Here is a 24,460-nt window from a genome sequence, read left to right as displayed (position 1 = left end):
ACAGTGGTTACAATTATATCCTTCATCATGCAAATTTTTCAGACAACACAAATTCATGCACCCTAAGCGCGAATAAAAAACCCTCCTTAAAGACCGTTTTTTAGGCTTCTTTTTAAACGCAAAAAGAACGTCCTTTCAGACGTCCTTTTACAAACATACACACAACTTTTAATTTTATTATTTCGAAGTAGAGAAAGTATTAAATGCTTCACGCACCTGTGGATCGCCCAGGTTAGCGCCAGCGTTAATCAGTACTTTATATTTAAAAACCACCGATTGGCCGGCTTTCAATTTAAAGTCTAACGTTTCTTTTCCCTTACTAAACTCGTTCTGGCCTAATGGATTGGCAGCAAACAGGCCATATCCCCTGGCGTGCCAGTAAGTCGGGTAACCTACGTTTTTCGGGTGATCAATGATCACCACAGATACCGCTTCGTCTTTAACCTTGCCATTTAGATTCATCCATTTGGCCCGGGTGGCCCAAACTGCATCACCTTCAATACCTTCACTGCTGCGGTATACACCGGTAACCCCATCATTGTTCATCTTCGCCACATCTGTAGCCAGACCGTTGGCATCGGTAAATTTTTCTGGTTTATCTGAAGGATGTTCCAGCTCGCGGGCTACACGAAGTCCGATTAGCCCTTCTTTGTTGTCTTTAAAAGACACATCGGCTTTTAAAGCCGTCAGTTTTACCACCATTTCAATAGCGCGTTGACCACCCTGGGCCGTAAAGATATATTTAGCCTCTTCTCGAACCAGGTTTGTACCATCAGGTTTCTGCCAATGTTTGGTGACCGATAATTCTGCACGGTCATTTGTAGCAAGCACCTGGTTTACCGATACATGTTTAATGGTACCGTAGCCACTTTTTTTCTCTGGCGCGATGGCCACAGAGTTGTTCCAGAAGTCGAGGCCGTTCACATCGCCATAGTTAAACCACAAGCCTACATGGTGCGGGTGGTCAACACGTTCTCCCGGACGCGGGTCCATCGGCCAGCCCCTGGTCACCAACGTACCTGTTGCTGTCCGGATTGGGTATAACACTGGCTTCATCAGCTCATCCGGATAGATATAGGAAGTAAAAGGTTTTCCATCAATGGTGATGTCTACCCTTTTCTGTTTTTTATTTTCTGTGATCTTAAAACGAGTTTCTTTATTAAGACTACTAAACTTAACGGATTTAAAACTGCTTAGTGTAACGGCGCCGCCTAATAATACACTGGCTGTCAGCAGCATTAGTCCTAATTTTTTATATGGGTTAATCATGGTATCTATTCTTATTTAAATGTTAAACTATCCGGCCACTACTTCCTGGGTTGCATCATTAAACGTTACCCTTTTACCCGTTTCCATTGCGGTACGAGCCATAATATTAGCAACAGAGTGATTGTACCCTGCTTCCACAGACGCGTTCGGTGTTTTGCGGTCAAGCACACATTGCATCCAATTTAACATATGAAGTGAAGTCATCGGATCGCTACCTGTATTGGCTGCTGTTTCCATTTTTGTGGCATGTGGTAAGGTGAAGGGGGTTAATAAATTAGCCTTCATACCCATAGCTGATGCATGGTTTTCAAGCAGTCCGCCTTCTGAGGTTACCTCATTGGTATCCAGGTTCAGCATACCTGCATTAGAATAATACAGTTCTTTGGTGCCACCCGCTGAGTTGGTAAAACGTGAAGAATAAAGTACCTGGAAACCTTTTTTCATATCGTCTGCAGGACCATAGTCCATCACAGCAGATACCGTATCTGGGTTTGTGCGACCATCATCCCAGGTATAAATACCACCATTGGCAGCTACACTTCTTGGGTGTTTTAAGCCAGAAAACCAATGCACGGTATCAATCTGGTGGGCCATCCATTGTCCCCAGATCCCTGATGAATACGGCCAGAATAAGCGGTACTCTAAATATTTACGCGGATCCCAGGCTACTTTAGGGCGGTTCATTAAAAAGCGGTCCCAGTCGGTATCTTCCTTACGGATTTCACTCACCAGTTTTGGCAATCGCCAGCGGCCCGGCTGGTTAACGTTCCAGGTCATCTCCACCATATTGATGTTCCCAAATTTGCCCGATTGGATATAATCATTGGCGGCAATGTAATTAGGTGCACTTCTGCGTTGCGAACCTACCTGCAATATTTTACCAGTTTCCTGTACTGCTTTTAACAGAATTTTAGCGTCTTCCAAGGTTTCGGCCATCGGTTTTTCCACATACACATCCTTACCGTTACGCACCGCTTCGGCCGACATTAAAGCATGCTGGAAATCTGCTGTACTGATAATAACGGCATCAATACCTTTTGCGGCATGCAATTCATCGTTATTACGGTAAATTTTAATGTTATTTCCCGTTTTAGCTTTTACAAAAGCCTGTGCCTCGTTCTGGCGGCGGTTCCAAATATCAGATACCCCAACAAACTCGAAATTTAGTTTCTTGGAATGATCCATAAATGACGGGAACAGGGAGGCTTTAAAACGATTAGAGAAACCGATGATGCCCACTTGAACCCTGTCGTTTGCGCCAATAATCCGGCTATAACTTTTGGCATTAATGCCCATAGCCGATAAACCCATTACACCCGTAACGAGCGATGCTTTTTTGATAAAGCTTCTTCTAGAATTTTCTGAATTGTTTTCCATAAAAATTTACAACCTTTAGTTTGAAATAAAGAGGTCATATTTATAATAAGGCGGCTTATAAAGAAGGTGTTTATATTTGGTTAGCTTGCTATTATAAAATATCAAACAAGATAGGACATAAAGTATTAACGAGGTGAAAAACACGCTGATAAAGTATGCAATCGATCCCGTGTAAAACTTTATCTTTGCATTATGGTCCATCTATCTGTAAACATTAACAAAATTGCTACTCTGCGTAACAGCCGGGGAGGCAATAATCCAAACCTGGTCAAGGTAGCTTTAGATTGCGAACGTTTTGGTGCGCAGGGCATCACGGTACACCCCCGCCCCGACGAAAGGCATATTCGGTATCAGGATGTGTTTGACTTGAAAGAGGTCATTGCCACTGAATTTAATATAGAAGGAAATTGTAAGGAACAAAAATTTGTAGACCTTGTATTGGCTAACAAACCTGCACAGGTGACATTGGTACCCGATACAGAAGGACAAATTACCTCCAACCATGGTTGGGATACGATAAAAAACCAGGACTACCTGCAAGAGATGGTGAAGACTTTTCAACAGGAAGGTATTCGTGTATCTATTTTCGTAGATCCGGTGTTGGACATGATTGAAGCCGCAGCCACAACGGGCACCGACCGAATTGAGCTGTATACCGAAGCTTATGCACAAGGGTATCACCAAAACAAGGAGCAAGCCATTGCACCTTACGTAAAGGCTGCAGAACGGGCAACCTTGCTGGGTTTGGGACTAAACGCGGGGCATGACCTCGACCTTTATAATTTACAGTACTTTGCCCAGCAAATTCCTAACCTGCTGGAAGTTTCCATAGGTCATGCCCTGATAGCAGATGCGCTATATTTAGGCTTGGAAAACACAATACAAATGTACTTGTTACAATTATCAAACTAAGCTGGCATCAAACTAAGCTGGAAAATCTTTACCTTTGCGCCAACATTTATAGTCACCATTCATGAGTTTAAACATCCATTACAAAGAAGACTTTAAAAACCGTCATATTGCAACAAATGCAGCTGATACTGCCGCCATGTTGACAACCATTGGCGTTGATTCTGTTGATCAATTGATTGAAGAAACGATTCCTCAGCAAATTAGGCTAAAGCAGCCTTTAAATTTGCCGAAAGCGAAATCAGAAGCAGATTACCTGGCCACATTAAAACAGACGGCTTCTTTAAATAAAGTATTTAAATCTTATATCGGACAAGGATACTACGACACGATTACTCCAGGTGTTATTTTACGTAACGTTTTGGAAAACCCAGGATGGTATACACAATACACGCCATACCAGGCAGAAATTGCACAAGGCCGTTTACAGGCTTTGTTAAATTTCCAAACCATGGTGATTGATTTAACCGGAATGGAAATTGCGAATGCCTCCTTATTAGATGAAGGTACCGCTGCTGCTGAGGCCATGTTTATGCAATACAGCTTGAGCAAAAACAAGGGAGCAAAGAAATTCTTTGTTTCAGAATTGTTATTTGCACAAACCATTGATATCCTAAACACCCGTGCTAATCCTTTCGGTATAGAACTGGTTATTGGAAATCATCAGGAGATCGAGTTAAACGAAGAATTTTTCGGTGCTATTATTCAATACCCAGCAGGAAACGGAGAAGTATTTGACTATACCTCTTTTGCACAAGCTGCACATGAAAAAAATGTAAAAGTTACGGTTGTTGCAGATTTATTAAGCTTAACCTTGTTAACTCCTCCTGGAGAATGGGGTGCAGATGTTGTGGTAGGTACTACACAACGTTTTGGCGTATCCATCGGATTCGGTGGTCCACATGCGGCTTACTTTGCGACCAAAGACGCTTATAAAAGGTCTATTCCAGGCCGAATTATCGGTGTAACCATCGATAGCGATAATAACTATGCCTTACGGATGGCTTTACAAACCAGAGAGCAACATATCCGCAGGGATAAGGCGACCTCTAATATTTGTACTGCACAGGCACTACTGGCCATTATGGCTGGTTTTTATGCCGTATACCATGGTCCGAAAGGCTTGAAACTGATTGCAGAACGCATACATGGTCTATCGGTAACTTTAGCAACTTCTTTAGAGAAAATAGGCTATAAGGTATTAACGCAATCTTATTTTGATACAATACAAGTAGAGTTAGGCGACTTGAAAGATGCCATTCACGGTGTTTGCATCGACAATGAAATCAACTTAAATTATAAAGGCACTGTAGTTACCATTGCTTTAGATGAAACTACTGCCGTAGAAGACATCAGGTTATTAAACCGTATATTCTCGAAAGTGAAAGGCATTGCTGCGGATGAAGCAGAATTACAGGAAGAAAACATCAACACAGTTATTCCTGCAGGCCTGCAACGTACATCGGAATATTTAACACATCCGGTTTTTAATTCTCACCATTCGGAGCATGAAATGCTGCGTTACATTAAATCACTGGAAGCGAAAGATCTTTCGCTTACGCATTCCATGATTGCTTTAGGGTCTTGCACCATGAAGTTAAATGCAACTTCTGAAATGATACCGATTACCTGGCCTGAGTTTTCTAAAATACACCCCTTTGCCCCTGTTGATCAGGTAGGCGGTTATTATGCTGTATTTAATGAATTAGACAAATGGTTGAGTGAGATTACAGGTTTTGCTGCCATGAGTTTTCAACCTAATGCTGGTGCTCAGGGTGAGTATGCAGGTTTAATGGTCATCAGGGCTTATCACCAGGATCGTGGCGACCATCATCGTAATGTGGCTTTAATCCCATCTTCTGCACACGGTACCAACCCTGCTTCGGCAGCCATGGCCGGCATGAAAATAGTGGTGGTTAAATCTTTAGAAAATGGAAACATTGATGTTGAAGATTTAAAAGCTAAGGCTGAGCAACATAAAGACGACCTATCCTGCTTAATGGTTACTTACCCTTCTACACATGGTGTATTTGAGGAAAGTATTATTGAAATCTGTGAAACGATCCATGCCAATGGCGGACAAGTTTATATGGATGGTGCCAATATGAATGCACAGGTTGGTTTAACGAGCCCGGCTAATATTGGTGCAGACGTATGTCACTTAAACCTGCACAAAACATTCTGTATTCCTCACGGTGGTGGTGGCCCGGGTATGGGACCAATTGGTGTAGCTAAACACCTGGTTAAATACTTACCTGGACATGCTGTTGTTGACATTAACAGAGAAAAATCTATTCCTGCAGTATCTTCTGCACCATGGGGTTCTGCCTCTATTCTAATTATCTCTCATGCCTACATTGCTATGATGGGTACTGATGGGTTAACCAATGCCACGAAGTATGCTATTTTAAATGCCAACTACATGAAAGCGCGTTTAGAGCAACACTATCCGGTTTTATATTCTGGAAGCAAAGGTCGTTGTGCACATGAGATGATATTGGATTGCAGAAGCTTTAAGAACTTCGGTATTGAAGTGGTTGATATTGCTAAACGATTAATGGATTATGGTTTTCATGCACCAACGGTATCTTTCCCGGTTGCTGGAACCTTAATGGTGGAGCCTACGGAAAGCGAGCCTAAACATGAATTAGATAGATTCTGTGATGCTTTAATTGCCATTAAAGGGGAAATCAGTGACATTGAAAGTGGTACAAGTGATAAAACAGACAATGCATTAAAAAATGCACCGCATACTGCAGCAAACGTAACTGGCGACGAATGGAGCCACCAATATAGCAGACAATCGGCAGCATTTCCACTACCTTACGTAGCGGCAAACAAGTTTTGGCCGTCGGTTGGCAGGGTTAATGACTCTTATGGCGACAGGTCATTAGTATGTGCTTGCCCGCCTATGGAAAGCTATATGGAAGATCCGGTTGGAATATAATTATTAAAAAAAAAGGTCATTTATCAATAAATGGCCTTTTTTTTATCGTTTATTTACATTTCTATTTTATATCTTTAATTAATAGCTGCTCTATTTCACTAAACAAACATGGATTTTAAAATCAATTTACTTGTTATTGATGATGATGATATTAACATATTCATCATAAAAAAGATCGTAGAAAAAACCGGTTTCCCTGTTAACATGGTAGCAAAAACCAATGGGCAGTTAGCCATTGACTATCTCAACGAAATTGCCGGTGATACGGAACAATTTCCGCATCTTATATTGATTGACATTAATATGCCAGTGCTTAATGGCTGGGAATTTATAGAAGCTTACGAAAAAATGAACATCACTAAAGCAGTGGATATGTACATGTTGTCATCGTCAGTTTATGAAAATGATATCGAAAAAGCAAAGACTTATAAAGTTGTAAAAGGGTTTATTTCTAAACCACTATCCATTGACCGTTTAATCGAATTATTCAAAGCCGTTTCAGCTTAATGCTTATACTACTTTAAAGGCACCGTCTTCGTAGGTCACGAACCCCGTTGCCTTTTTCTTCCCATGGTAAAAAAGACAATTCCAGTTTTCTGCAGCAGCTCGTTTACCATATTCTTCGCGCAGTTCCATGGCTTTCCTACCATCGAAATCATACTTTGCAATAAACTTTCTTAGTAATTCTTCGTGCTCTGGCAACACATCTGCGCCAAAAAACACTTTGTCTGTACCATCATCTAAAAGAAATGTTTGGTGGTAAGGGCAATGGGCGCCGGTTAATTCATAATGAATGCCTTCCAGCAGTGTTCCTGAACCTTCAATAAATTGAATTTGTGCGTTTCTTTGTAGGAAATCAAAGATTTCGGTGTGATAAGAGGAAGAACCACTAGAGAAAGCCGCCTCCCACTCTCCTTCTTGTATTACATAAGTAGCATGTGGAAAACTTAACTCCATATTACCATCATGATGGTGAACCATGCCACCGGAATGATCGTAATGCAAGTGAGACATCAATACATAATCAACATCTTCAGGATCAAAACCTGCTTTTCTTATATTTTCGTGGAGTATAAGCTGACCATCGGCATTGCTATACCCCAAGCCTGTATCTAACAGCAATAAGAGGTTATTTATTTTAACCAAAAAAGGTTGTACGCTGATAAATAGAGATGCAGGGCGATCTTTAGGACTGTCTACCTCTGGGTTAAAAGGCACAAATTTTTTACTGGCATCAACAGAATAGGAACCTTCGAATAAAGTGAATACTTGCAAGGGCATAGTTATTTGTAAGAAAAAAATTAATGATATCTTTACGAATCACTTCGCAAAGATATGGAAAAAAGATGGGTGCAGGCAGTACAGGGGAATAAAGAGATCATCGATTCGCTCGCACAACAATTAAATATTGACCGTAGTTTAGCCCAGATTTTGGTGCACCGGGGTGTTACTTCCTTTGATGAAGCACGAGATTTTTTCCGCCCACAGCTGAGCGATCTTCATGATCCTTTTTTAATGAAGGATATGGATAAAGCCATAGACCGCATTGACAGGGCACTGGCTACACAAGAGCCGATTCTGATTTATGGCGACTATGACGTAGATGGAACTACCTCAGTAGCCCTGGCTTATAGCTTTTTCAAACATTTTACTGAGAACATAACTTATTATATACCAGACCGGCATAAAGAAGGTTACGGTATTTCTACTCAAGGTATTGACTATGCCAAGGAACATGGATACACGTTAATCATTGCGCTGGATTGTGGGATTAAGTCGGTCGATAAAGTGAGTTATGCACAATCTTTGGGTATCGATTTCATTATCTGCGACCACCACTTACCGGGCGATGAACTGCCAGCAGCTGTTGCCGTGTTGGACCCTAAACGGAATGACTGTACGTATCCCTTTAAAGAACTTGCCGGTTGCGGAATTGGTTTTAAGCTGGCCCAAGCTTATTGCCTGCGGCATCATATACCAGCAGAAAAGTATGAGCAGTATATAGACCTGGTTATGGTTAGTGCAGCAGCAGATATTGTACCGATTTTAGATGAAAATAGGATCCTGGCTTATCATGGCCTGTTGAAATTAAATAGTAAGCCCTGCATGGGTTTAAAAGCACTCATGCAGAGTGCCGGAGGCGACAAAGTTTTTACGCTGACCGATGTTGTTTTTACACTGGCACCGCGCATTAATGCAGCGGGGCGCATGGACCATGCAAGTGAAGCGGTTAAAATGCTGATTTGTGATGAAGATGGGGAAGCATTGGAACAAAGTTCATTTATTAACCTGCACAATACAGAGCGCAAAACCACTGATCAATTAACCACCGCAGCAGCATTGGCTATGATTGGTGATTGTGAGATTTTAATGAACCGAAAAACCACTGTGGTGTATAATCAGAGCTGGAATAAAGGGGTAATTGGCATTGTGGCTTCCAGGCTAACGGAAACCTATTACCGCCCTACCATTGTATTAACCCATTCTAATGGTTTTTTAACCGGTTCTGCACGGTCGGTGCCAGGTTTCGATTTATATGAAGCGTTATTAAGCTGCGCTGATTTGCTGGAACAATTTGGCGGACATAAATTTGCGGCAGGTTTAACCATGAAACCGGAAAATATGCAGATTTTTTCTGACCGGTTTGAACGTGTGGTCGCTGATAGTATCCCTGAGCATCTTCTTCGTCCGGAAATAAATATTGATGCCGAAATATCGCTTTCTCAAATTGAGGGTAAATTTCAACGGATCTTAGCCCAAATGGCTCCATTCGGACCAGGCAACCTTGCTCCAGTGTTTGTAAGTCACCAGGTCTATTGCGTTGGAATTCCTTATATTGTGGGATCAAAACACTTGAAGTTAACTATAAAACAAGAAAATTCAATTACTTTTGATTGTATAGCCTTTAATCAGTCTGATTACCTAAAGGATTTACCGCAACATAAACCGTTCTCCGTTTGTTACACCATAGAAGAAAATGTGTGGAAGGAACAAAGACGTTTGCAGTTAAATATTAAGGCAATCAGAATTGAAAATTAATAACCTGAATGATTTTACGAGCAGAGAATTTAATTAAAAAATATAAACAGCGTACCGTTGTAAACGACGTGTCTTTTAGTGTAAGTCAGGGAGAAATTGTTGGTTTACTAGGCCCTAATGGTGCCGGAAAAACAACCTCTTTTTACATGATTGTTGGTTTGATAAAACCTAACGAAGGGACTATATTTTTAGATGATGTTGACATTACCAGTGATGCCATGTATAAACGTGCACAAAAAGGCATCGGCTACCTGGCGCAGGAGGCTTCTGTATTTAGAAAGCTTACCGTAGAGGATAATATCATGGCCATATTGGAAATGACCAAAATGAGCAAGGAAGAACGCCGGGAAAAACTGGAAGAATTAATTAATGAATTCAGTTTACATAAGGTGCGTAAAAACAGAGGTGATTTACTTTCTGGTGGTGAAAGAAGAAGAACCGAAATAGCACGCGCATTGGCAGCCAGTCCGAACTTTATTCTACTGGATGAACCGTTTGCGGGAGTAGACCCCATTGCGGTAGAAGAGATACAAACCATTGTAGCCAAGCTTAAAAACAAAAATATCGGAATTTTAATTACGGATCACAACGTACAGGAAACACTATCAATTACAGACCGGGCTTATTTGCTTTTTGAAGGAAAAATTTTAGAATCGGGTACACCGGAAGTACTTGCGGCAAATGAGATGGTAAGAAAGGTTTACCTGGGGTCTAACTTTGTACTTCGCAGCAAAAAATTATAATTCATAAAAACGAGCATGGCAATTGTTAATTCACTTTTTACCTGGTACATGAAAAAAAGAGTTCACCAGATAGAACTTTTTATGAAGTATCCACTTGATGTGCAGGATGAATGGTTTCATACTTTGATATCCAGTGCGGAGTATACGGAATGGGGTAAAAAATATGATTATAAATCGATAGAAAATGTAAAACAGTTTAAGGAAAGAGTACCCCTTCAAAACTATGATACGTTAAAGCCCTATATAGAGCGGATGCTGAAAGGTGAGCAAAACATACTCTGGCCTTCGGAGATTAAATGGTTCGCCAAATCTTCAGGCACCACGAGCGACCGGAGTAAATTTATCCCGGTTTCGGAAGAGTCATTACAGGAATGCCATTTTAAGGGTGGCAAAGACTTGCTTTCTATCTATTGCAATAATAAACCAGATAATCACCTGTTAAGTGGTAAAGGCCTGGTTTTAGGTGGAAGCCACCAGATTAACCAGCTGAATGAAGATTCTTTTTATGGAGACTTATCGGCTGTGCTGATCAAAAACCTGCCTATGTGGGCAGAATATTACCGTACCCCTGATATTTCCATCGCGCTGATGGACAATTATGAGCATAAGATGGAGCGCATGGCAGAAGCCACCATCAAAGAAAATGTGACCAACATTTCTGGGGTACCAACCTGGACATTAGTGCTGGCGAAAAAGGTATTGGAAATGACTGGCAAGAAAAACCTGCTGGAGGTTTGGCCAAACCTGGAATTATATTTCCATGGTGCGGTTAATTTTAAACCTTACAGGGAGCAGTTTAAGGCTTTAATACCATCGGACGATATGTATTACCTGGAAACCTATAATGCATCAGAAGGGTTTTTCGGTATTCAGGATCAAATGAATTCGGAAGAGTTATTGTTAATGCTGGATTATGGAATTTATTACGAATTCCTTCCTATGGAAGATATTACTGAGGAAAATCCAATGACGCTGGCACTTGACGAGGTAGAATTGCATAAAAACTACGCTATTATTATTTCTACAAATGGTGGACTCTGGCGTTATATGATTGGAGATACGATACAATTCACCTCAATTGACCCCTTTCGCATTAAAATTACGGGAAGAACAAAGCACTTTATTAACGCTTTTGGCGAAGAAGTGATCATAGACAATGCAGAACATGCGATTAGTGCAGCCTGCTGTGCTACAGGTGCAGTCTTTTTGGATTATACCGCTTGTCCTATTTACTTTGAGGGTGAAAAAGCTGGTGGCCATGAATGGATTATAGAGTTTGACCGGCAACCGGACGACTTTGAAAAATTTGTTGATGTTTTGGATGAGACATTAAGAGAGATTAATTCAGATTATGATGCCAAGCGATTTAATGACATGGCCTTAAGCAGACCTAAAATCCACAATGCCCCTGCGGGCACTTTTTACAACTGGCTGAAATCAAAAGGCAAACTGGGCGGACAGCATAAGGTTCCCCGATTAGCCAATGAAAGAAAGTATGTGGATGAGATTTTGAAACAAATGGGCTTGTCGCATCCCTGCGGCAGCTAGTCCAGCAGTGTACCCAACTTGCTACAGCTATGTAGACATTTATTTAAAATGAAGCACATTAGTTACTTTATTTTATACATAATTGTAGAAAATACTTAAAAATATTAGTCATATTTTAGTTGCTTGTGCATTTTGCCGTATAATCAACCTGAGAAAAACGCGTAAAAAGTTTCCCAAAAGTTACTCAGTCCAAGAGAAGTCACCCCAGACAAAACGGAAATGATGAAAACTTTGAAAAGGATTCTCAAGTTAAAAAAATGGCGCTAAGACCTAATAATAAGTGTTTTAACAGCGAAAATAAACGCTGAGAAATAACCTACACAACAGTTCCACAATCAAGTGTACAATAGTGTAAAACGCTTTTTTCTTTTTTATACTCTCCTTATGTTTATAAAAAAAACAGAAGTAATATTCACTGACTTCTGATCATTACACAATCTTCCATCTGACAAAAAGCTGCTGTAAGCGGAGTGGAGGAACTCTACAAAAACATTACAAATTCGTAAAAATTCACCTCTTATATAAAGACTATGTATAAATACCGCAGCCAATTCTTGTTAATTGCAGGTTTATTGTTTTTAAGCGCCTGTAGTTCGTATAACAAAATTCCTTATTTCCAAAACATTAACCGATCTGCCCCTACCCGAGAGAACATCAGCAATTTCACTGCCTTAACCATTCAAAATTCAGACATCCTGGATGTCAGCGTAAACAGCTTGAACCCTTTGGCTTATAACGATTCTACTACAAGAATTAAGGGATACCTTGTTGACCATAACGGAGAGATTAAACTACCGATGATTGGAAAGCTCAAAGTAACCGGACTGACCACGAGTGTTGTGGGCGAGCAGATTGAGCAAAAATTACTAACCTACCTTAGTGAGCCAACGGTGAATGTGAGAATCTTAAACTTTAAAATTGCCGTGTTGGGCGATGTGTTAAAACCAGACAATTATCAGGTGCTTAATGAAAGAATCACCATTATGGAAGCTTTAAGTTTAGCTGGTGATTTAAACATTACTGCTAAACGGAATAACATCATCCTGATCAGGGAAATCGACGGAAAGCGGGAATATATACCCATGGATATCAGTTCATCCAAGATTTTTCAATCGCCTTATTACTACCTGAAGAATAACGATGTTATTTATGTTCAGCCTGATAAAACCAAATACGCCACTGTTGATGGCAGCTACCGCACATTCAGCCTAGTGCTTTCTGCACTTTCCATTGCAGCAATTATCTTAACCAATGTCTTATAAATTTTGAGAAAATGAGTACAGAAGAATTTTACTACACTCCTATTAATAACAAAGGAGAAGAAAAAGGCAAAAATATAAAACAAGTAATCAGTAATTACCTGCACCACTGGCCTTTGTTCCTGCTCTTTCTGTGCATATTCGTATCCGCTGGATTTTTGTATCTCAAACGGCTAAACCCCGTGTACCAGGTGAGGGCCAAACTTGCCATTATGGATGACAAGAATAAAGCGATCAATGATAAATCTGCAGCACTTGAACAACTAAATTTATCTACAGGCCCAAAACTAGTGGAAAGTGAAATGGAGGTATTGAAGTCCAGACCTTTGGTTGGTCAAGTGGTTGAAGAATTACAATTATGGACCCGGTATTCCCTATCAACGCGTTTTAAAAGACAGGATATCTATACGAATACCCCTGTGCAGTTCAAATTAATCAATGGGAACGGTAATTTGCCAAAAATATTTTTTAACATCGAGATACTTAGCCTTTCGAAATTCAGACTAACTGATCCTAAAGAAAGGACTTTAACAGTTGCCTTTACCGACACGCTAAAAAATAGATTTGGAACCTGGAAATTGGTCCCTACTCCAAACCTTAAAAATTATATTGGTAAAACAATTCGCATTGATTTAACAAATCAAAACAAAACTGTCACTGCATATCAAAAGAATATAGGCACGGTATTGAATAAAAATGCGCCTATTATCGACCTGAAGTTAAATGATGAGGTTCCGGAACGGGGTGAGAAGATTCTGAATCATTTAATTGCCGCTTTTAAACGGCAAAACATTGTTGAAAAACAGAAGGAAACGGAGAGCACCTTAAAATTTATTGACGAAAGACTTGATTCTCTAACCGGTGAGTTAACACTCGCAGAAAAGGATGTAGAGGGCTATAAAAGTAGTATTGGGTTAACTGATATCTCTTCAAAATCACAGTTTTTTCTGGATAAAGTACAAACTAATGATGGCATGTTAAATGAGGTCAATGTACAGCTTAATGTAATTGATGGTGTAGAGGAATATGTCAACAAGGAAAGCAAAGCGGAAAATGCTCCTGCTACAATAGGGATTACCGATCCTGGATTAATCAGCTTAGTTGGACAACTTAGTAAATTACAGTTAGAAAGGGATAAGTTATTAGCCATTACGCCTGCAACTAACCCCATCTTCATTCCCATCAACAGACAAATACAAAGTACAAAGACTGCTATTAAGGAAAATGTGAGTGGTATAAAAAGTTCGCTCATCGCTACAAAAAGACAGTTAAACTCGATTAACTCCCAATTTGAAACGGGCATTAAGAGTCTTCCAGGGCAGGAACGAAAATACGTAAGTATAAAAAGGCAACAGGCAATAAAGGAAAGTCTTTATGTTTACTTATTACAAAAACGGGAAGAAGTGGCTTTAAGCTATGCCTCTACCCTTACTGATGCAAAAACAGTAGAGGCAGCTTATTTTGAGGACCCTGAATCAAATAAAAAAATACCGCTTCTTATTTCCCTACTTTTTGGGTTCCTCGTGCCCGCCGGGCTGATTTCGGCCAGAACAGCAATGCGGAACAAAATACTAACTCGTGATGACATTCAAGCGGTTACCAACGTGCCAGTAATTTGTGAACTGAGTCAGGACATAAAGAAAACACCAATTGTTGTATTAAACCGTAAAACACATGTCCTCGGAGAACAAATGCGCGCATTAAGAACCAGCATTTTACATGAATACAAAAAGGAAGGCAGGGTAATCCTGTTTACCTCAAGTATTGCCAAGGAAGGTAAAAGTTATGTGAGCAGTAATATTGGCGCATCTCTTGCCATCATGGGAAAGAAAACCATCATATTGGAGTTGGATTTACGCAAACCACAGATTTCAAAGATTTTTAACTTGACGCAAAGCCAGCTCGGATTGAGTGAATGCCTAAAAGGTGAAGTATCAAAAGACGACATCATTGTACCGTCGGGCATCCATGAGAATTTGTTTGTCATGCGATCAGGCGCCGTACCGGATAACCCTTCAGAGTTATTAGAGGGAGCACGAATGAGAAACTTAATTGAGGAGTTAAAGTATGAATACGATAACATCCTGATTGATTCTCCACCCCTGCACCTGGTAACTGATGCAATGATTCTTGCACCACTTTGTGATATCACCCTTTATATGGTTCGCCATAATTTCACCCCGAAGTCGGAATTGAAATTTGTGGATGCAGTTTATAAGGAAATGAAATTGCCCAACATGCATGTGGTTTTCAATGGTATAGAAATGGACAACCGGTACGGATACTCACTGGACTATGGCTATTATACTGACAAGCCCGCAAATTCTGCCTGGAACTTTGTTTTCGGGAAGTTTTCTACCCGCTTTTAATAGGCTATGTCTGTTACATCAAGATTAATATCTGGTTCAGTTGCTTCTTGGATCCATATCGGAATTACATTAGTTACCCAAATTGCCCTGGTCCCACTTTACCTAACTTACTGGAACATTGAAACCTATGGATTATGGTTAGCCGTATTATCGCTAGGAACACTACTTACGGCACTGGACTTTGGCTATCAGGAATATTTGGGGTTTGAATTTTTGAAGATTGGAAAAGATAACCGATTAATGATGAGTAAATATTTAAGCTCTGGATCGTTGATCGGTTTTACACTAGCCATATTTCAGATAGTAGTCGTCATCATCCTTTTATCCTTTGGCACTTTACCTTCTCCATTTGAAACAGGTATGGCGTTACTAGGTAAGAATGAAATCTACCAGGCAGGAATCATCCTATTAATTCAAAGTATTACATGGCTTTTAACTGGCAGCATTTCAGGAATTATTAATCGTGCGCTTTCGACGTACGGTTACTATCCACGGATGGCCTGGTGGGGTGTGTTTGTATCAGTGACAACTAACCTTACTCCTGCAATCATGGTTATCCAGGGATATAGCCTATTAGAAACAGGCGTGATGGTAGGTGTGGTTAAGGTTCTTATAGAAATTCCAATTTATTATGACAGGTTTAGATTACTTCATCGAGAAAGAATTAGGTATGTCAAACCTTCATTAAAAATTGGATGGGCAACCTTTCTCCAATCATTTTTTCTTTCCATAACGGGGTTATTAGAGAACATGCGACAACAAGGGGCTCGATTGTTAATTACACCATTTACTGGGGCCGCGGGTCTAGCTGCATTTTCCACGATGCGAACAGGAACCAATGTGGCCATGCAAGGATTACACACCATTACAAACCCATTGATGCCGGATTTCATGAGATTTCTACATGATCGGGATCAGGCACGATGTGAAATTGCATTTGGAACCATATGGATGATTACGGTAAGCCTGCTAGCACCAGCATTTGTTTGTTTACAAGTGTTTATAGGCCCATTATTTGTGACCTGGACAAGAGGTAATATTCCATTCAATCCCTGGCTATTTGCCATACTTTCCTTGTGTGTACTGATATATGCCATAACACAACCAGCTATTACGGTAGTCAAAGGAAACAATTTAGTTCGGCAACAATTAGTGATCTCCTGTATCACAGGGGTACTGGCGATTATCGGTATACTTGTTTTAGTTCCCCGGTTTGGAATTTTAGGTGCTGGCATCGCGCTATTAATCGCGGAAATTACGGCGAACATTGCCTTTCTACATGTTGCAAAAAACTGGTTGCATCAAAATAAACTGCATTGGCCAATAAAGCCATATTCTATCGCAGTCGCCTCAGTTTGCATTGCGGCCCTATCAATGGCTGCACTAAATATGTTCCCAGAAGCAAAATGGATTATAATGATAGTATCGTCCATGCTATTTATATGGAACTGCGGAAAATACTGGCAAGTCCTACCGATCATAGCGGTGGATCGAATTAAAGGTATGCTAGGGGGACTTGGGAAAATCTTGATCAAACTTTGACCTTTTATTACGGCATCCGGTGACCTTTCAATTAATATAACGAGTCATTTCAAATACTGTTGAATAATGAATTCTGAACTCCAACTCGCAAAGTCTAATCAACTTAAAGGTACATCTCCTACAACAATTCATTTAATTAGAAAAAATGAATCGGATACATTTCTACCCAAACTAGTTTTTTGGTCGTGGATAATTTTTGGGCTTTCGGTAATTTTTCAATGTTTAAATTTTTGGAGTGAGGAAAATCTATTTGCAATGTCCTGCATTGCAATAACCTGGTTAATTCTTACTCAACTCTTTCTAACAAAGAAAAAAATAGAAGAATATCCACTTTCCAGTTTTTTGATCATTGGATATGTTTCTGCGCAATTGTATTTTCCATTGGTGTTTACATCTTTCGAATACAAACCAGTAGTATTCAACTTAGAACTTCCATATGAAGTTTTCTTTCATTCGACTGCGGCCGTTATTGTATTGGTCATCGCACATGGTATTTATAGTTTTATACCAATTAATAAGAATAGAGGTGCGGATTCACTGTTATATAAGGCCGGCTTCTTTACTACACCAGCCGAAATATCATTATGGATAATGGGCGCTGTTGGTTTATTGGCAAACATATATGTATTAGTCGCCAATACAAGCGTACCAGGACAAGTGTCTGGAGATGCTGGGGATAAAATTATTCAGTCACTTTTTTCATTTTCATACGCCCCGTACTTCATTCCTTTTTATGGATTATATGGCAGTAACAAAATAGCATCGAAGAGGTTAGTTCCATGGCTAATTGCCTTTACCCTGGCGCTATTTATTATTAGTATAGCGAGAAATAGTCGTGGTGCTTTTATGATAGGGTTTACTTCTGTGGGCTTTGCGTATCTACTCGGATTGTTCTTAGGAATTTTTAAGCCTCCAAAGATTGCTTACAAACTAGTCATTATGAGTTGTATAGGATTATGGATTATTACCGGCCCGCTTGCAGATTTAGGTACGGCCATGGTAATCGTAAGGGGAGATAGAAATGACATCAGCCGATCGGAGCTAATCGATTTGACCATTTCTGCTTTTAGCGACAAAGAAGCAATAAACTTACGGCGTTTAGAGGACATGGAGTATGAAAGTGATTGGGATGAAAGATATTTAAATAACGTTTTTACCTCTCGGTTTTCCAACTTAAAATTTAGTGATGCCAGTCTTGTTCAAGCAGCGAAAATAGGTGAAAAAAACCCACTCATGTACAACTACTCTATTGATTACATATGGGGAGCACTACCAGGACCCATTTTGAAAATTGTAAAACCTAGCTTAGATAAGGAGGCCATATATTCCATATCGTTCGGTGACTTTATTTATAGCCTTACGGGCGCTGGTTCTGAGGTATTTGGAGGGTTTCGATTGGGTCACTTTGCAGGAACAGGTATGGCATCATTTGGATGGTGGTATTTAGCATTTCTAGGCATTGGAATGATACCCGTTTTTTATTTACTAGATAAACTTTCCATTAAAAGACAAATTAATTATATGAAGGGCAAACTGAAAAGTGAAAGAGTAAATTTTAGCATCTGTGGCTTGCTGTGCTTAACCTCAATCTTTCAATTTTTACCAACAGAAAGTGTAGTCGGTCCGGCAACATTTCTGATTCGGGGTTACATTCAGCTACTTATACTTTATTGGTTCATATTCCAACTAACGAATGCGATTATTTATTTGATAAAGAAAATATGAACATTTTATATATCGGAGATTACCATCCAGGGTCAACAGCTACTCACCGCGCATACGCGTTAACAAGACTTGGACATGAAGTAACCATCAAAGACCCTGGAGAACCATGTAAATCAGTACTTCAATCAAGATGGGCAAGAATCTTACATTTCCGCACAGGCTACAGGCTATTGCAGGGACTCATGATAACATGGGTGACGAAGGTATTAGACTCAGTGAAAAAACCAGATTTAATTTGGGTAGACAGTGGAGAATTACTAGGCATTAATTGTGTAAAACTTTTGAAATCCCTAGGGTGTCCAGTGGTCATCTATAATGTGGATGATCCAACTGGAAAACGCGACGGCGCAAGGTTCGGATCATTACTCAAGGCAATCTCCTTGTATGATTTGGTTGTGGTGGTGAGAAAAGAATCTGAAAGTGAATGCCTGGCACTAGGAGCAAAACGTGTTCTCCGTGTATTTAGAAGTTATGATGAAGTTGCTCACCATCCATATGCATCAAACAATGAAATCCCACAAAAATTTCAATCTGAAGTTGTTTTCATTGGCACCTGGATGAGAGGTGAAAAAAGAGACCGGTTTTTACTTGATCTCATTAACAAAGGTGTTCCCCTTAGTATTTGGGGTAACTCCTGGGAGCGGAGTCGTTTATTTCCAAAACTCAGAAAAAATTACAAAGGCAAAGGCCTACATGGGAAAGAGTACATCGCAGCTATCCAGGGTGCAAAATTATGCCTCGGTTTACTTTCTAAAGGAAACAGAGACCTGCACACCACACGTTCTCTTGAAATACCATATGCAGGTGGTTTATTATGTGCCCAACGAACATCTGAACATATGGAACTCTATAAGGAAGGGACGGAAGCAGTATTTTGGTCGGATGCCACAGAATGTGCAGCCGTTTGTAAATCACTATTATCAAATGTACATCGCGAAAGTGTTCGTCTAAAAGGCATGGAACGCGTAAGGAGTTTAAAACTCGGAAATGAAGACGTTTGTAAGGCAATTATCAACACTATCATTAACCCAATAACTATCCACTAATTATTTACTTAACTAAGTACCTATGGCTATCAATTTATTGGTATTCGATTCTCACCCTGTTCAATATCGTGTTCCAATTTATCAGGAGATTGAAAAATTACAACCGGGATCGATCCACGTGGTTTATGGCTCTGATTGTAGCGTTAGGGGTTTTGCTGATGCTGAATTTGGGATAACATTAGCATGGGATGTACCGATGCTGGAAGGCTATTCCAATACCATACTCAATTGTGAAAAAGGAACCCCTTTGTCGGGTTGGAATTCACTTACCGGGAAAGGAGTACAACAGCTGATCAGGACGTTAAAACCTACAGCCATCTTATTAACCGGCTTTAACTTCCGTTTCGATTGGGTGGCTTACCTGGAAGCGCGAAAAAATGGAATACCGGTTTGGTTACGGTGTGAAACTCAAGATAATGCTTTACAGCGTTCCAAATTAAAAGCAGCATTCCGTTCTATGATTTATAAAACAGCCTACCTGGCTTTGAACCGCATATTCTATATAGGAGAACTCAACAAGAAGCACTATCTAAAACATCGGGTAAAAGCCATGAAACTGAGACCTGCTCGATACGGGACAGAGGATAAATTTTTAAACATCATCGAAGATGAAAAGCATAACATGCGTCTTAAAGGTAGAACCGATGCCGGTATTACACCATCAGATTTTGTAATTGGCTTTTCAGGAAAACTGATTAGCAAAAAAAATCCTGACATCATTTTCAGCATGCTCGAATATCTGCCAGAAGCACTTCGAAGTAAAGTTCATCTCTATTTTATGGGAAGTGGTGAGTTGCATGAAAAGCTAACGGTAATGGCCGAAAAAGCTTACCAGGATTACGGCATCAAAACTTCCTTTACAGGTTTTGTCAACCAGTCGCAGCTCGCAACAAACTATTTGATAATGGATATCATGGTATTACCCTCTCGAAAAATGGGAGAAACATGGGGATTAGTAGCAAATGAAGCCATGCAGGCTGGTTGTGGGGTAATTGTAAGTGATGCAGTGGGATGCAGTGCTGATTTTGCTAACTGGGAAAGGTTCAGGGTATTTAAAGAAGGTGACCCTTTAGCGCTTGCGACGCAAATTTTTAGTTTATCCAATTACAACAGGGACTTTAATTGGGCCAAAAAGAAGCTAGAACCTTATACCATACATGCAACCGCTAAAAGCTTGCTTATTGAATTAAGACAGACCAAACAGTATACATCCTCGAACAAAACGCTTACACCATGAATATCGTTATCTTTTCTAATCCAGATTTTTTCGGAAGTCAAAAAAGACCACAGTTTTCCAGCATGCCCCGTTATACCAATATGATCGTTGATGGCATGGCAGAACGTGGGCACCACGTTACCCTTTGGTCGCCAAAATCTACATTTTTTGAGCTCCCATTTAAAGGAGTTGTAAAAAAATGGATGGGTTACATAGATCAATATGTAGTCTTTCCGGCAGATGTTAGAAGGCGCCTAAAAACTTGTGCTCCTGATACGCTTTTTGTTTTTACAGACCAGGCACAGGGTCCATGGATTCCATTGGTTCATCAAAGAGCACATGTTATGCATTGTCACGACTTCCTGGCACAGTGGTCGGCAATGGGGAAAATAAAAGAAAATAAAACTGGATGGACAGGGAAACAATATCAAAAATATATAAGAAAAGGCTGGGCTAAAGGAAAACACTTCATTGCCGGATCTTTCAATACCAACAAGGAGTTACAACAGTTAATTAATAAACCAATTTCCTCAGATGTTGTATATACTGGCCTGGATAAATCATATGCGCCTGCAGATGTACAGCTCACAAGAGCTGCATTGAGTAAAAAGACAGGGATTAATTTATCTGCAGGCTACCTTCTTCATGTAGGTGGTAACCAATGGTATAAAAATCGTGAGGGTGTTATCGAAATGTACGATGCCTGGAGAGCACTAGAAACTTCAAATTTACCATTATTACTTATCGGTGCACCGCCCTCTGCACAGATTAAAAATCTTATTGAGAAATCCATATATAAGAATGACATTCATGTAATCATCGGATTGGAAGATGACGCAGTGAAAAAAGCATATGCTGGGGCTACGGTTTTTTTGTTCCCATCGTTAGCAGAGGGATTCGGTTGGCCGATTGCTGAGGCAATGGCTTCTGGCTGCCCAGTAATCACAACAAACGAGGCACCAATGACTGAAGTGGCTGGTTCCGCAGGTTACCTAATACCACGCCGGACAACCCATGACTTAGCCGGCTGGGCACAATGTGCAGCAAATGTGATACAAAAAGTTGTGGAGTTACCTGATTACGAAAGGAATAAAGTTGTTGAAGCTAGTATAAAAAATGCTAAGAAATTTGACGCAGAAACGGCTTTAGACCAGATCGAAAACATATACAACAATATAACCAGTGAATTTGGATATGCAAAAGACTAAGCCTCATGATCACATTAGTTACCTCGAAGATTAGGAAAGGCAGTCCGGATATTGCATTGTTACAAAATTTCGAACAATACTGTGCACATCATAGTGATTGGAAGGTTAAATCAGGTCCCGTTTTGTTTGCACCAAGCAGTCTTTCGTCTAGGTTATTTACGGCTTTTCATGGCATGTTAAAACCATTTTTTAATAAGTATACGATTAAGGGAGCGGTTATTAGCTTGGGACTCCCTTACCACTATTTTCTATATGCAAAGACGTTCCCCTATTTCACTTTGAATTGTTCCTTAAAAGTTTTATGGACATATGACGTATGGGAACCTGACTATAATTCAGTGGAAAAACTAGTCCGAAAAAGCGGTATCAATTTACTTCTGCTATCCAGCTATCAGGCAACTCAGCATTTCCGAAACTTAAAGATTCAAAACTGCAATGTCCACTGGGTTCCCGAAACCATTAATCCAGCAGACTATAAGCATAAAAGCTGGTCCGAACGCCATATTAACATCCTCTCCTTTGGTCGTTCCTGGTTAACCTATCATGATAAAATTAAAGAGGGATGTGTACAAAACAGCATTAACTATGTATACCAGGAACGGAATGAAACAACTGATGTGGCCGTTCAGGGTTTAAAGAAAAACCTGCAATTTCCTACCTGGTCCAGCTTTGTTGACGGTCTGGCAGATGCGCAGATTTGTATATGTTTTCCTCGCACAGTAACGCATCCGAAACTTGCTGGAAATGTATCAACATTAACCGTAAGATATCTACAAGCTATGGCTTCAAAGTGTTTAATCATTGGATCTGCACCCCTGGAGGTAAAACTACTACTGAATTATAATCCTGTAATAGAAGTAGACTGGAACGATCCTGTAGGCCAGATACAGAATATCCTTAAACACCCTGAAAATTGGCAAGAACTTATAGAAAAGAATTATGAAACCGTTTGCAGCCTATTTCACCATAACAATGCATTAACACAAATAGATAATCTAGTTAAAAAGCAAATCAAAGCCGAATCTCTTTCATTATGAAAATACTTCATGTTATCCCAACTATAGATCCTAAACAAGGGGGAATGGCTCAAGCTTTAAAAACAATGATTGGAGGATTGTCCGACCATCTTGTTGAAAGTGAGGTTGTTTGTTTAGATGAGCCGGGTGTGGACTTTTGGACGGACACTAACGTCGCTGTGCATGCGCTTGGTGTAGCTTCAGGACGATGGAATTTTAATAAGCAGCTATTACCTTGGCTTCTTATCAACCTAATTAAGTTTGATGTTGTCATTGTTCACGGTTTATGGGTCTACCCAGGCGTTGCTGTAAGGAAAGCACTAGGCTTATTGTTAGCGCAACACGGAAACCAAGTTCCTAAACTGTTCGTCATGCCGCATGGCATGCTCGATCCATATTTTCAAATGGCTCCAGATAGAAGGTTGAAAGCCATTCGGAATACCATTTATTGGAAGCTCACTGAGTACAAGCTAATTGAAGCCGCAGAAGGATTACTATTTACCTGTCAGGAAGAATTAGCGCTATCTCAGGTACCTTTCAAACCCTATAAACCAAAATGTAATTTTGTTGTAGGCTTGGGAGTTGCTTCACCCCCTGCATTTTCAAATGGGATGAAAGAAGCATTTGAAACAAAATCACCCGGACTGAACCGAAGTCCTTATTTACTTTTTCTAAGTAGAATTCATCAAAAAAAAGGTGTCGACCTGCTTATTACCGCGTATGCTAAAGCTATGCATGAAAATGAAGAAGCAAGAAGGAGATCTCCGGACACGCCGTCTTTACCTAAGTTGGTAATTGCAGGCCCTGGGCTGGAAACCCCATATGGCCGAAGAATGCAAAAGCTCGTATTTAGTGATCGTATGTTACGTAATTCTGTCGTTTTTCCGGGAATGCTATCAGGCGAAGCAAAATGGGGAGCTTTCTATGGATGTGAAGCTTTTATACTTCCCAGTCATCAGGAAAACTTTGGCATTGCCGTGGTTGAAGCCTTAGGATGTGGCAAACCAGTTCTTATTTCAAATCAGATCAATATCTGGAAAGAGATTAACCAGTCAGGCGCATGTTATGTAGCTGAAAGCACCTTAGAAGGCACATCTACCTTACTCAAACTATGGACTCGGGCATCGCCTCAACAAAAATCAATTATGAGCAGCAATGCTTTACATTCTTTCCAGAAAAATTTTTCCACCTCTCAAGCATCAAAAATGCTATACAGTGCCATTAACTAGCTTACCGAAATTACCGCT

Annotated in this window: 18 protein-coding genes; 15 read left to right on the top strand and 3 right to left on the bottom strand. The window is 40.2% G+C overall.

Translation table 11 applies throughout. From position 1 onward, the window contains the following. Positions 1 to 177: 177 nt before the first annotated feature. Both IWX76_RS17670 and IWX76_RS17665 read right to left on the bottom strand, forming a co-directional pair. The gene (locus IWX76_RS17670) at positions 178 to 1,269 is read right to left on the bottom strand and encodes a PmoA family protein (RefSeq protein WP_334642140.1); all 1,092 of its coding nucleotides are present in this window, start codon (positions 1,267 to 1,269) and stop codon (positions 178 to 180) included. 27 nt (positions 1,270 to 1,296) lie between these two features. After that, complete coding sequence (locus tag IWX76_RS17665; protein ID WP_196861365.1) at positions 1,297 to 2,646, bottom strand: Gfo/Idh/MocA family protein; 1,350 nt, start codon at positions 2,644 to 2,646, stop codon at positions 1,297 to 1,299. Positions 2,647 to 2,838: 192 nt separating this feature from the next. On the opposite strand from IWX76_RS17665, the gene IWX76_RS17660 reads away from it, so the two are divergent. The 3 genes from IWX76_RS17660 to IWX76_RS17650 all read left to right on the top strand — a co-directional run bounded on the left by IWX76_RS17660 (position 2,839) and on the right by IWX76_RS17650 (position 7,009). Further along, positions 2,839 to 3,558 carry a pyridoxine 5'-phosphate synthase gene (locus IWX76_RS17660; protein ID WP_196861364.1) on the top strand — a complete coding sequence of 240 codons (720 nt, stop codon included), beginning with the start codon at positions 2,839 to 2,841 and terminating at the stop codon, positions 3,556 to 3,558. 61 nt (positions 3,559 to 3,619) lie between these two features. Continuing rightward, positions 3,620 to 6,502, top strand: a complete 2,883-nt coding sequence (gene gcvP, locus IWX76_RS17655) for an aminomethyl-transferring glycine dehydrogenase (protein ID WP_196861363.1) — start codon at positions 3,620 to 3,622, stop codon at positions 6,500 to 6,502. 108 nt (positions 6,503 to 6,610) lie between these two features. Beyond that, positions 6,611 to 7,009: a response regulator gene (locus tag IWX76_RS17650; RefSeq protein ID WP_196861362.1), complete on the top strand. Its 399-nt coding sequence runs from the start codon at positions 6,611 to 6,613 to the stop codon at positions 7,007 to 7,009. Positions 7,010 to 7,012: 3 nt separating this feature from the next. Here the strand turns inward: IWX76_RS17650 and IWX76_RS17645 are convergent, their stop codons facing one another. Then, the gene (locus IWX76_RS17645) at positions 7,013 to 7,777 is read right to left on the bottom strand and encodes an MBL fold metallo-hydrolase (RefSeq protein WP_196861422.1); all 765 of its coding nucleotides are present in this window, start codon (positions 7,775 to 7,777) and stop codon (positions 7,013 to 7,015) included. Between the two features lie 60 nt (positions 7,778 to 7,837). Here IWX76_RS17645 and recJ point away from each other — a divergent pair, with 60 nt between their 5' ends. The 12 genes from recJ (at position 7,838) to IWX76_RS17585 (ending at position 24,442) form a co-directional block, all read left to right on the top strand. Continuing rightward, the gene (gene recJ, locus IWX76_RS17640) at positions 7,838 to 9,541 is read left to right on the top strand and encodes a single-stranded-DNA-specific exonuclease RecJ (protein ID WP_196861361.1); all 1,704 of its coding nucleotides are present in this window, start codon (positions 7,838 to 7,840) and stop codon (positions 9,539 to 9,541) included. An 8-nt stretch (positions 9,542 to 9,549) separates the two neighbouring features. Beyond that, complete coding sequence (gene lptB / locus IWX76_RS17635) at positions 9,550 to 10,284, top strand: LPS export ABC transporter ATP-binding protein (protein WP_196861360.1); 735 nt, start codon at positions 9,550 to 9,552, stop codon at positions 10,282 to 10,284. A gap of 15 nt (positions 10,285 to 10,299) precedes the next feature. Continuing rightward, positions 10,300 to 11,832 carry a GH3 auxin-responsive promoter family protein gene (locus IWX76_RS17630; RefSeq protein WP_196861359.1) on the top strand — a complete coding sequence of 511 codons (1,533 nt, stop codon included), beginning with the start codon at positions 10,300 to 10,302 and terminating at the stop codon, positions 11,830 to 11,832. A gap of 530 nt (positions 11,833 to 12,362) precedes the next feature. Next, positions 12,363 to 13,094, top strand: a complete 732-nt coding sequence (locus tag IWX76_RS17625) for a polysaccharide biosynthesis/export family protein (protein WP_196861358.1) — start codon at positions 12,363 to 12,365, stop codon at positions 13,092 to 13,094. Between the two features lie 11 nt (positions 13,095 to 13,105). Further along, a complete protein-coding gene (locus tag IWX76_RS17620) occupies positions 13,106 to 15,460 on the top strand; it encodes a GumC family protein (RefSeq protein ID WP_196861357.1) in 2,355 nt (784 codons plus the stop codon). Between the two features lie 6 nt (positions 15,461 to 15,466). Beyond that, entirely contained in the window at positions 15,467 to 17,002 is a 1,536-nt protein-coding gene (locus tag IWX76_RS17615) for a lipopolysaccharide biosynthesis protein (protein ID WP_196861356.1), read from the top strand. Positions 17,003 to 17,068: 66 nt separating this feature from the next. Beyond that, the gene (locus IWX76_RS17610) at positions 17,069 to 18,727 is read left to right on the top strand and encodes a hypothetical protein (protein ID WP_196861355.1); all 1,659 of its coding nucleotides are present in this window, start codon (positions 17,069 to 17,071) and stop codon (positions 18,725 to 18,727) included. Between the two features lie 182 nt (positions 18,728 to 18,909). Beyond that, the gene (locus tag IWX76_RS17605; protein WP_334642139.1) at positions 18,910 to 19,773 is read left to right on the top strand and encodes a CgeB family protein; all 864 of its coding nucleotides are present in this window, start codon (positions 18,910 to 18,912) and stop codon (positions 19,771 to 19,773) included. 22 nt (positions 19,774 to 19,795) lie between these two features. After that, entirely contained in the window at positions 19,796 to 21,010 is a 1,215-nt protein-coding gene (locus IWX76_RS17600) for a glycosyltransferase (protein WP_196861353.1), read from the top strand. Further along, positions 21,007 to 22,197, top strand: a complete 1,191-nt coding sequence (locus IWX76_RS17595; protein ID WP_196861352.1) for a glycosyltransferase — start codon at positions 21,007 to 21,009, stop codon at positions 22,195 to 22,197. The genes IWX76_RS17600 and IWX76_RS17595 overlap by 4 nt, the downstream gene beginning before the upstream one ends. Before the next feature lie 5 nt (positions 22,198 to 22,202). Continuing rightward, complete coding sequence (locus tag IWX76_RS17590; protein ID WP_196861351.1) at positions 22,203 to 23,234, top strand: hypothetical protein; 1,032 nt, start codon at positions 22,203 to 22,205, stop codon at positions 23,232 to 23,234. Then, a complete protein-coding gene (locus IWX76_RS17585) occupies positions 23,231 to 24,442 on the top strand; it encodes a glycosyltransferase (protein WP_196861350.1) in 1,212 nt (403 codons plus the stop codon). Before IWX76_RS17590 ends, IWX76_RS17585 begins: the two co-directional genes overlap by 4 nt. Positions 24,443 to 24,460: the final 18 nt, after the last annotated feature.

Origin of the sequence: Pedobacter sp. CAN_A7, assembly GCF_015752175.1 — a bacterium.
Lineage (GTDB): Bacteria > Bacteroidota > Bacteroidia > Sphingobacteriales > Sphingobacteriaceae > Pedobacter.
The sequence above is the reverse complement of the archived record's forward strand: the minus strand, read 5'-3'. Positions and strand labels throughout refer to the sequence as shown.

What these genes read in the sequence shown, in the direction of transcription:
- IWX76_RS17585 (WP_196861350.1), top strand. Translation starts at nt 23,231, where the DNA reads ATGAAAATACTTCATGTTATCCCAACTATAGATCCTAAACAAGGGGGA.
- IWX76_RS17665 (WP_196861365.1), bottom strand. Translation starts at nt 2,646, where the DNA reads ATGGAAAACAATTCAGAAAATTCTAGAAGAAGCTTTATCAAAAAAGCA.
- IWX76_RS17620 (WP_196861357.1), top strand. Translation starts at nt 13,106, where the DNA reads ATGAGTACAGAAGAATTTTACTACACTCCTATTAATAACAAAGGAGAA.
- IWX76_RS17600 (WP_196861353.1), top strand. Translation starts at nt 19,796, where the DNA reads ATGGCTATCAATTTATTGGTATTCGATTCTCACCCTGTTCAATATCGT.
- gcvP (WP_196861363.1), top strand. Translation starts at nt 3,620, where the DNA reads ATGAGTTTAAACATCCATTACAAAGAAGACTTTAAAAACCGTCATATT.
- IWX76_RS17610 (WP_196861355.1), top strand. Translation starts at nt 17,069, where the DNA reads ATGAATTCTGAACTCCAACTCGCAAAGTCTAATCAACTTAAAGGTACA.
- lptB (WP_196861360.1), top strand. Translation starts at nt 9,550, where the DNA reads ATGATTTTACGAGCAGAGAATTTAATTAAAAAATATAAACAGCGTACC.
- IWX76_RS17660 (WP_196861364.1), top strand. Translation starts at nt 2,839, where the DNA reads ATGGTCCATCTATCTGTAAACATTAACAAAATTGCTACTCTGCGTAAC.
- recJ (WP_196861361.1), top strand. Translation starts at nt 7,838, where the DNA reads ATGGAAAAAAGATGGGTGCAGGCAGTACAGGGGAATAAAGAGATCATC.
- IWX76_RS17605 (WP_334642139.1), top strand. Translation starts at nt 18,910, where the DNA reads ATGATAACATGGGTGACGAAGGTATTAGACTCAGTGAAAAAACCAGAT.
- IWX76_RS17625 (WP_196861358.1), top strand. Translation starts at nt 12,363, where the DNA reads ATGTATAAATACCGCAGCCAATTCTTGTTAATTGCAGGTTTATTGTTT.
- IWX76_RS17615 (WP_196861356.1), top strand. Translation starts at nt 15,467, where the DNA reads ATGTCTGTTACATCAAGATTAATATCTGGTTCAGTTGCTTCTTGGATC.
- IWX76_RS17630 (WP_196861359.1), top strand. Translation starts at nt 10,300, where the DNA reads ATGGCAATTGTTAATTCACTTTTTACCTGGTACATGAAAAAAAGAGTT.
- IWX76_RS17595 (WP_196861352.1), top strand. Translation starts at nt 21,007, where the DNA reads ATGAATATCGTTATCTTTTCTAATCCAGATTTTTTCGGAAGTCAAAAA.
- IWX76_RS17590 (WP_196861351.1), top strand. Translation starts at nt 22,203, where the DNA reads ATGATCACATTAGTTACCTCGAAGATTAGGAAAGGCAGTCCGGATATT.
- IWX76_RS17670 (WP_334642140.1), bottom strand. Translation starts at nt 1,269, where the DNA reads ATGATTAACCCATATAAAAAATTAGGACTAATGCTGCTGACAGCCAGT.
- IWX76_RS17650 (WP_196861362.1), top strand. Translation starts at nt 6,611, where the DNA reads ATGGATTTTAAAATCAATTTACTTGTTATTGATGATGATGATATTAAC.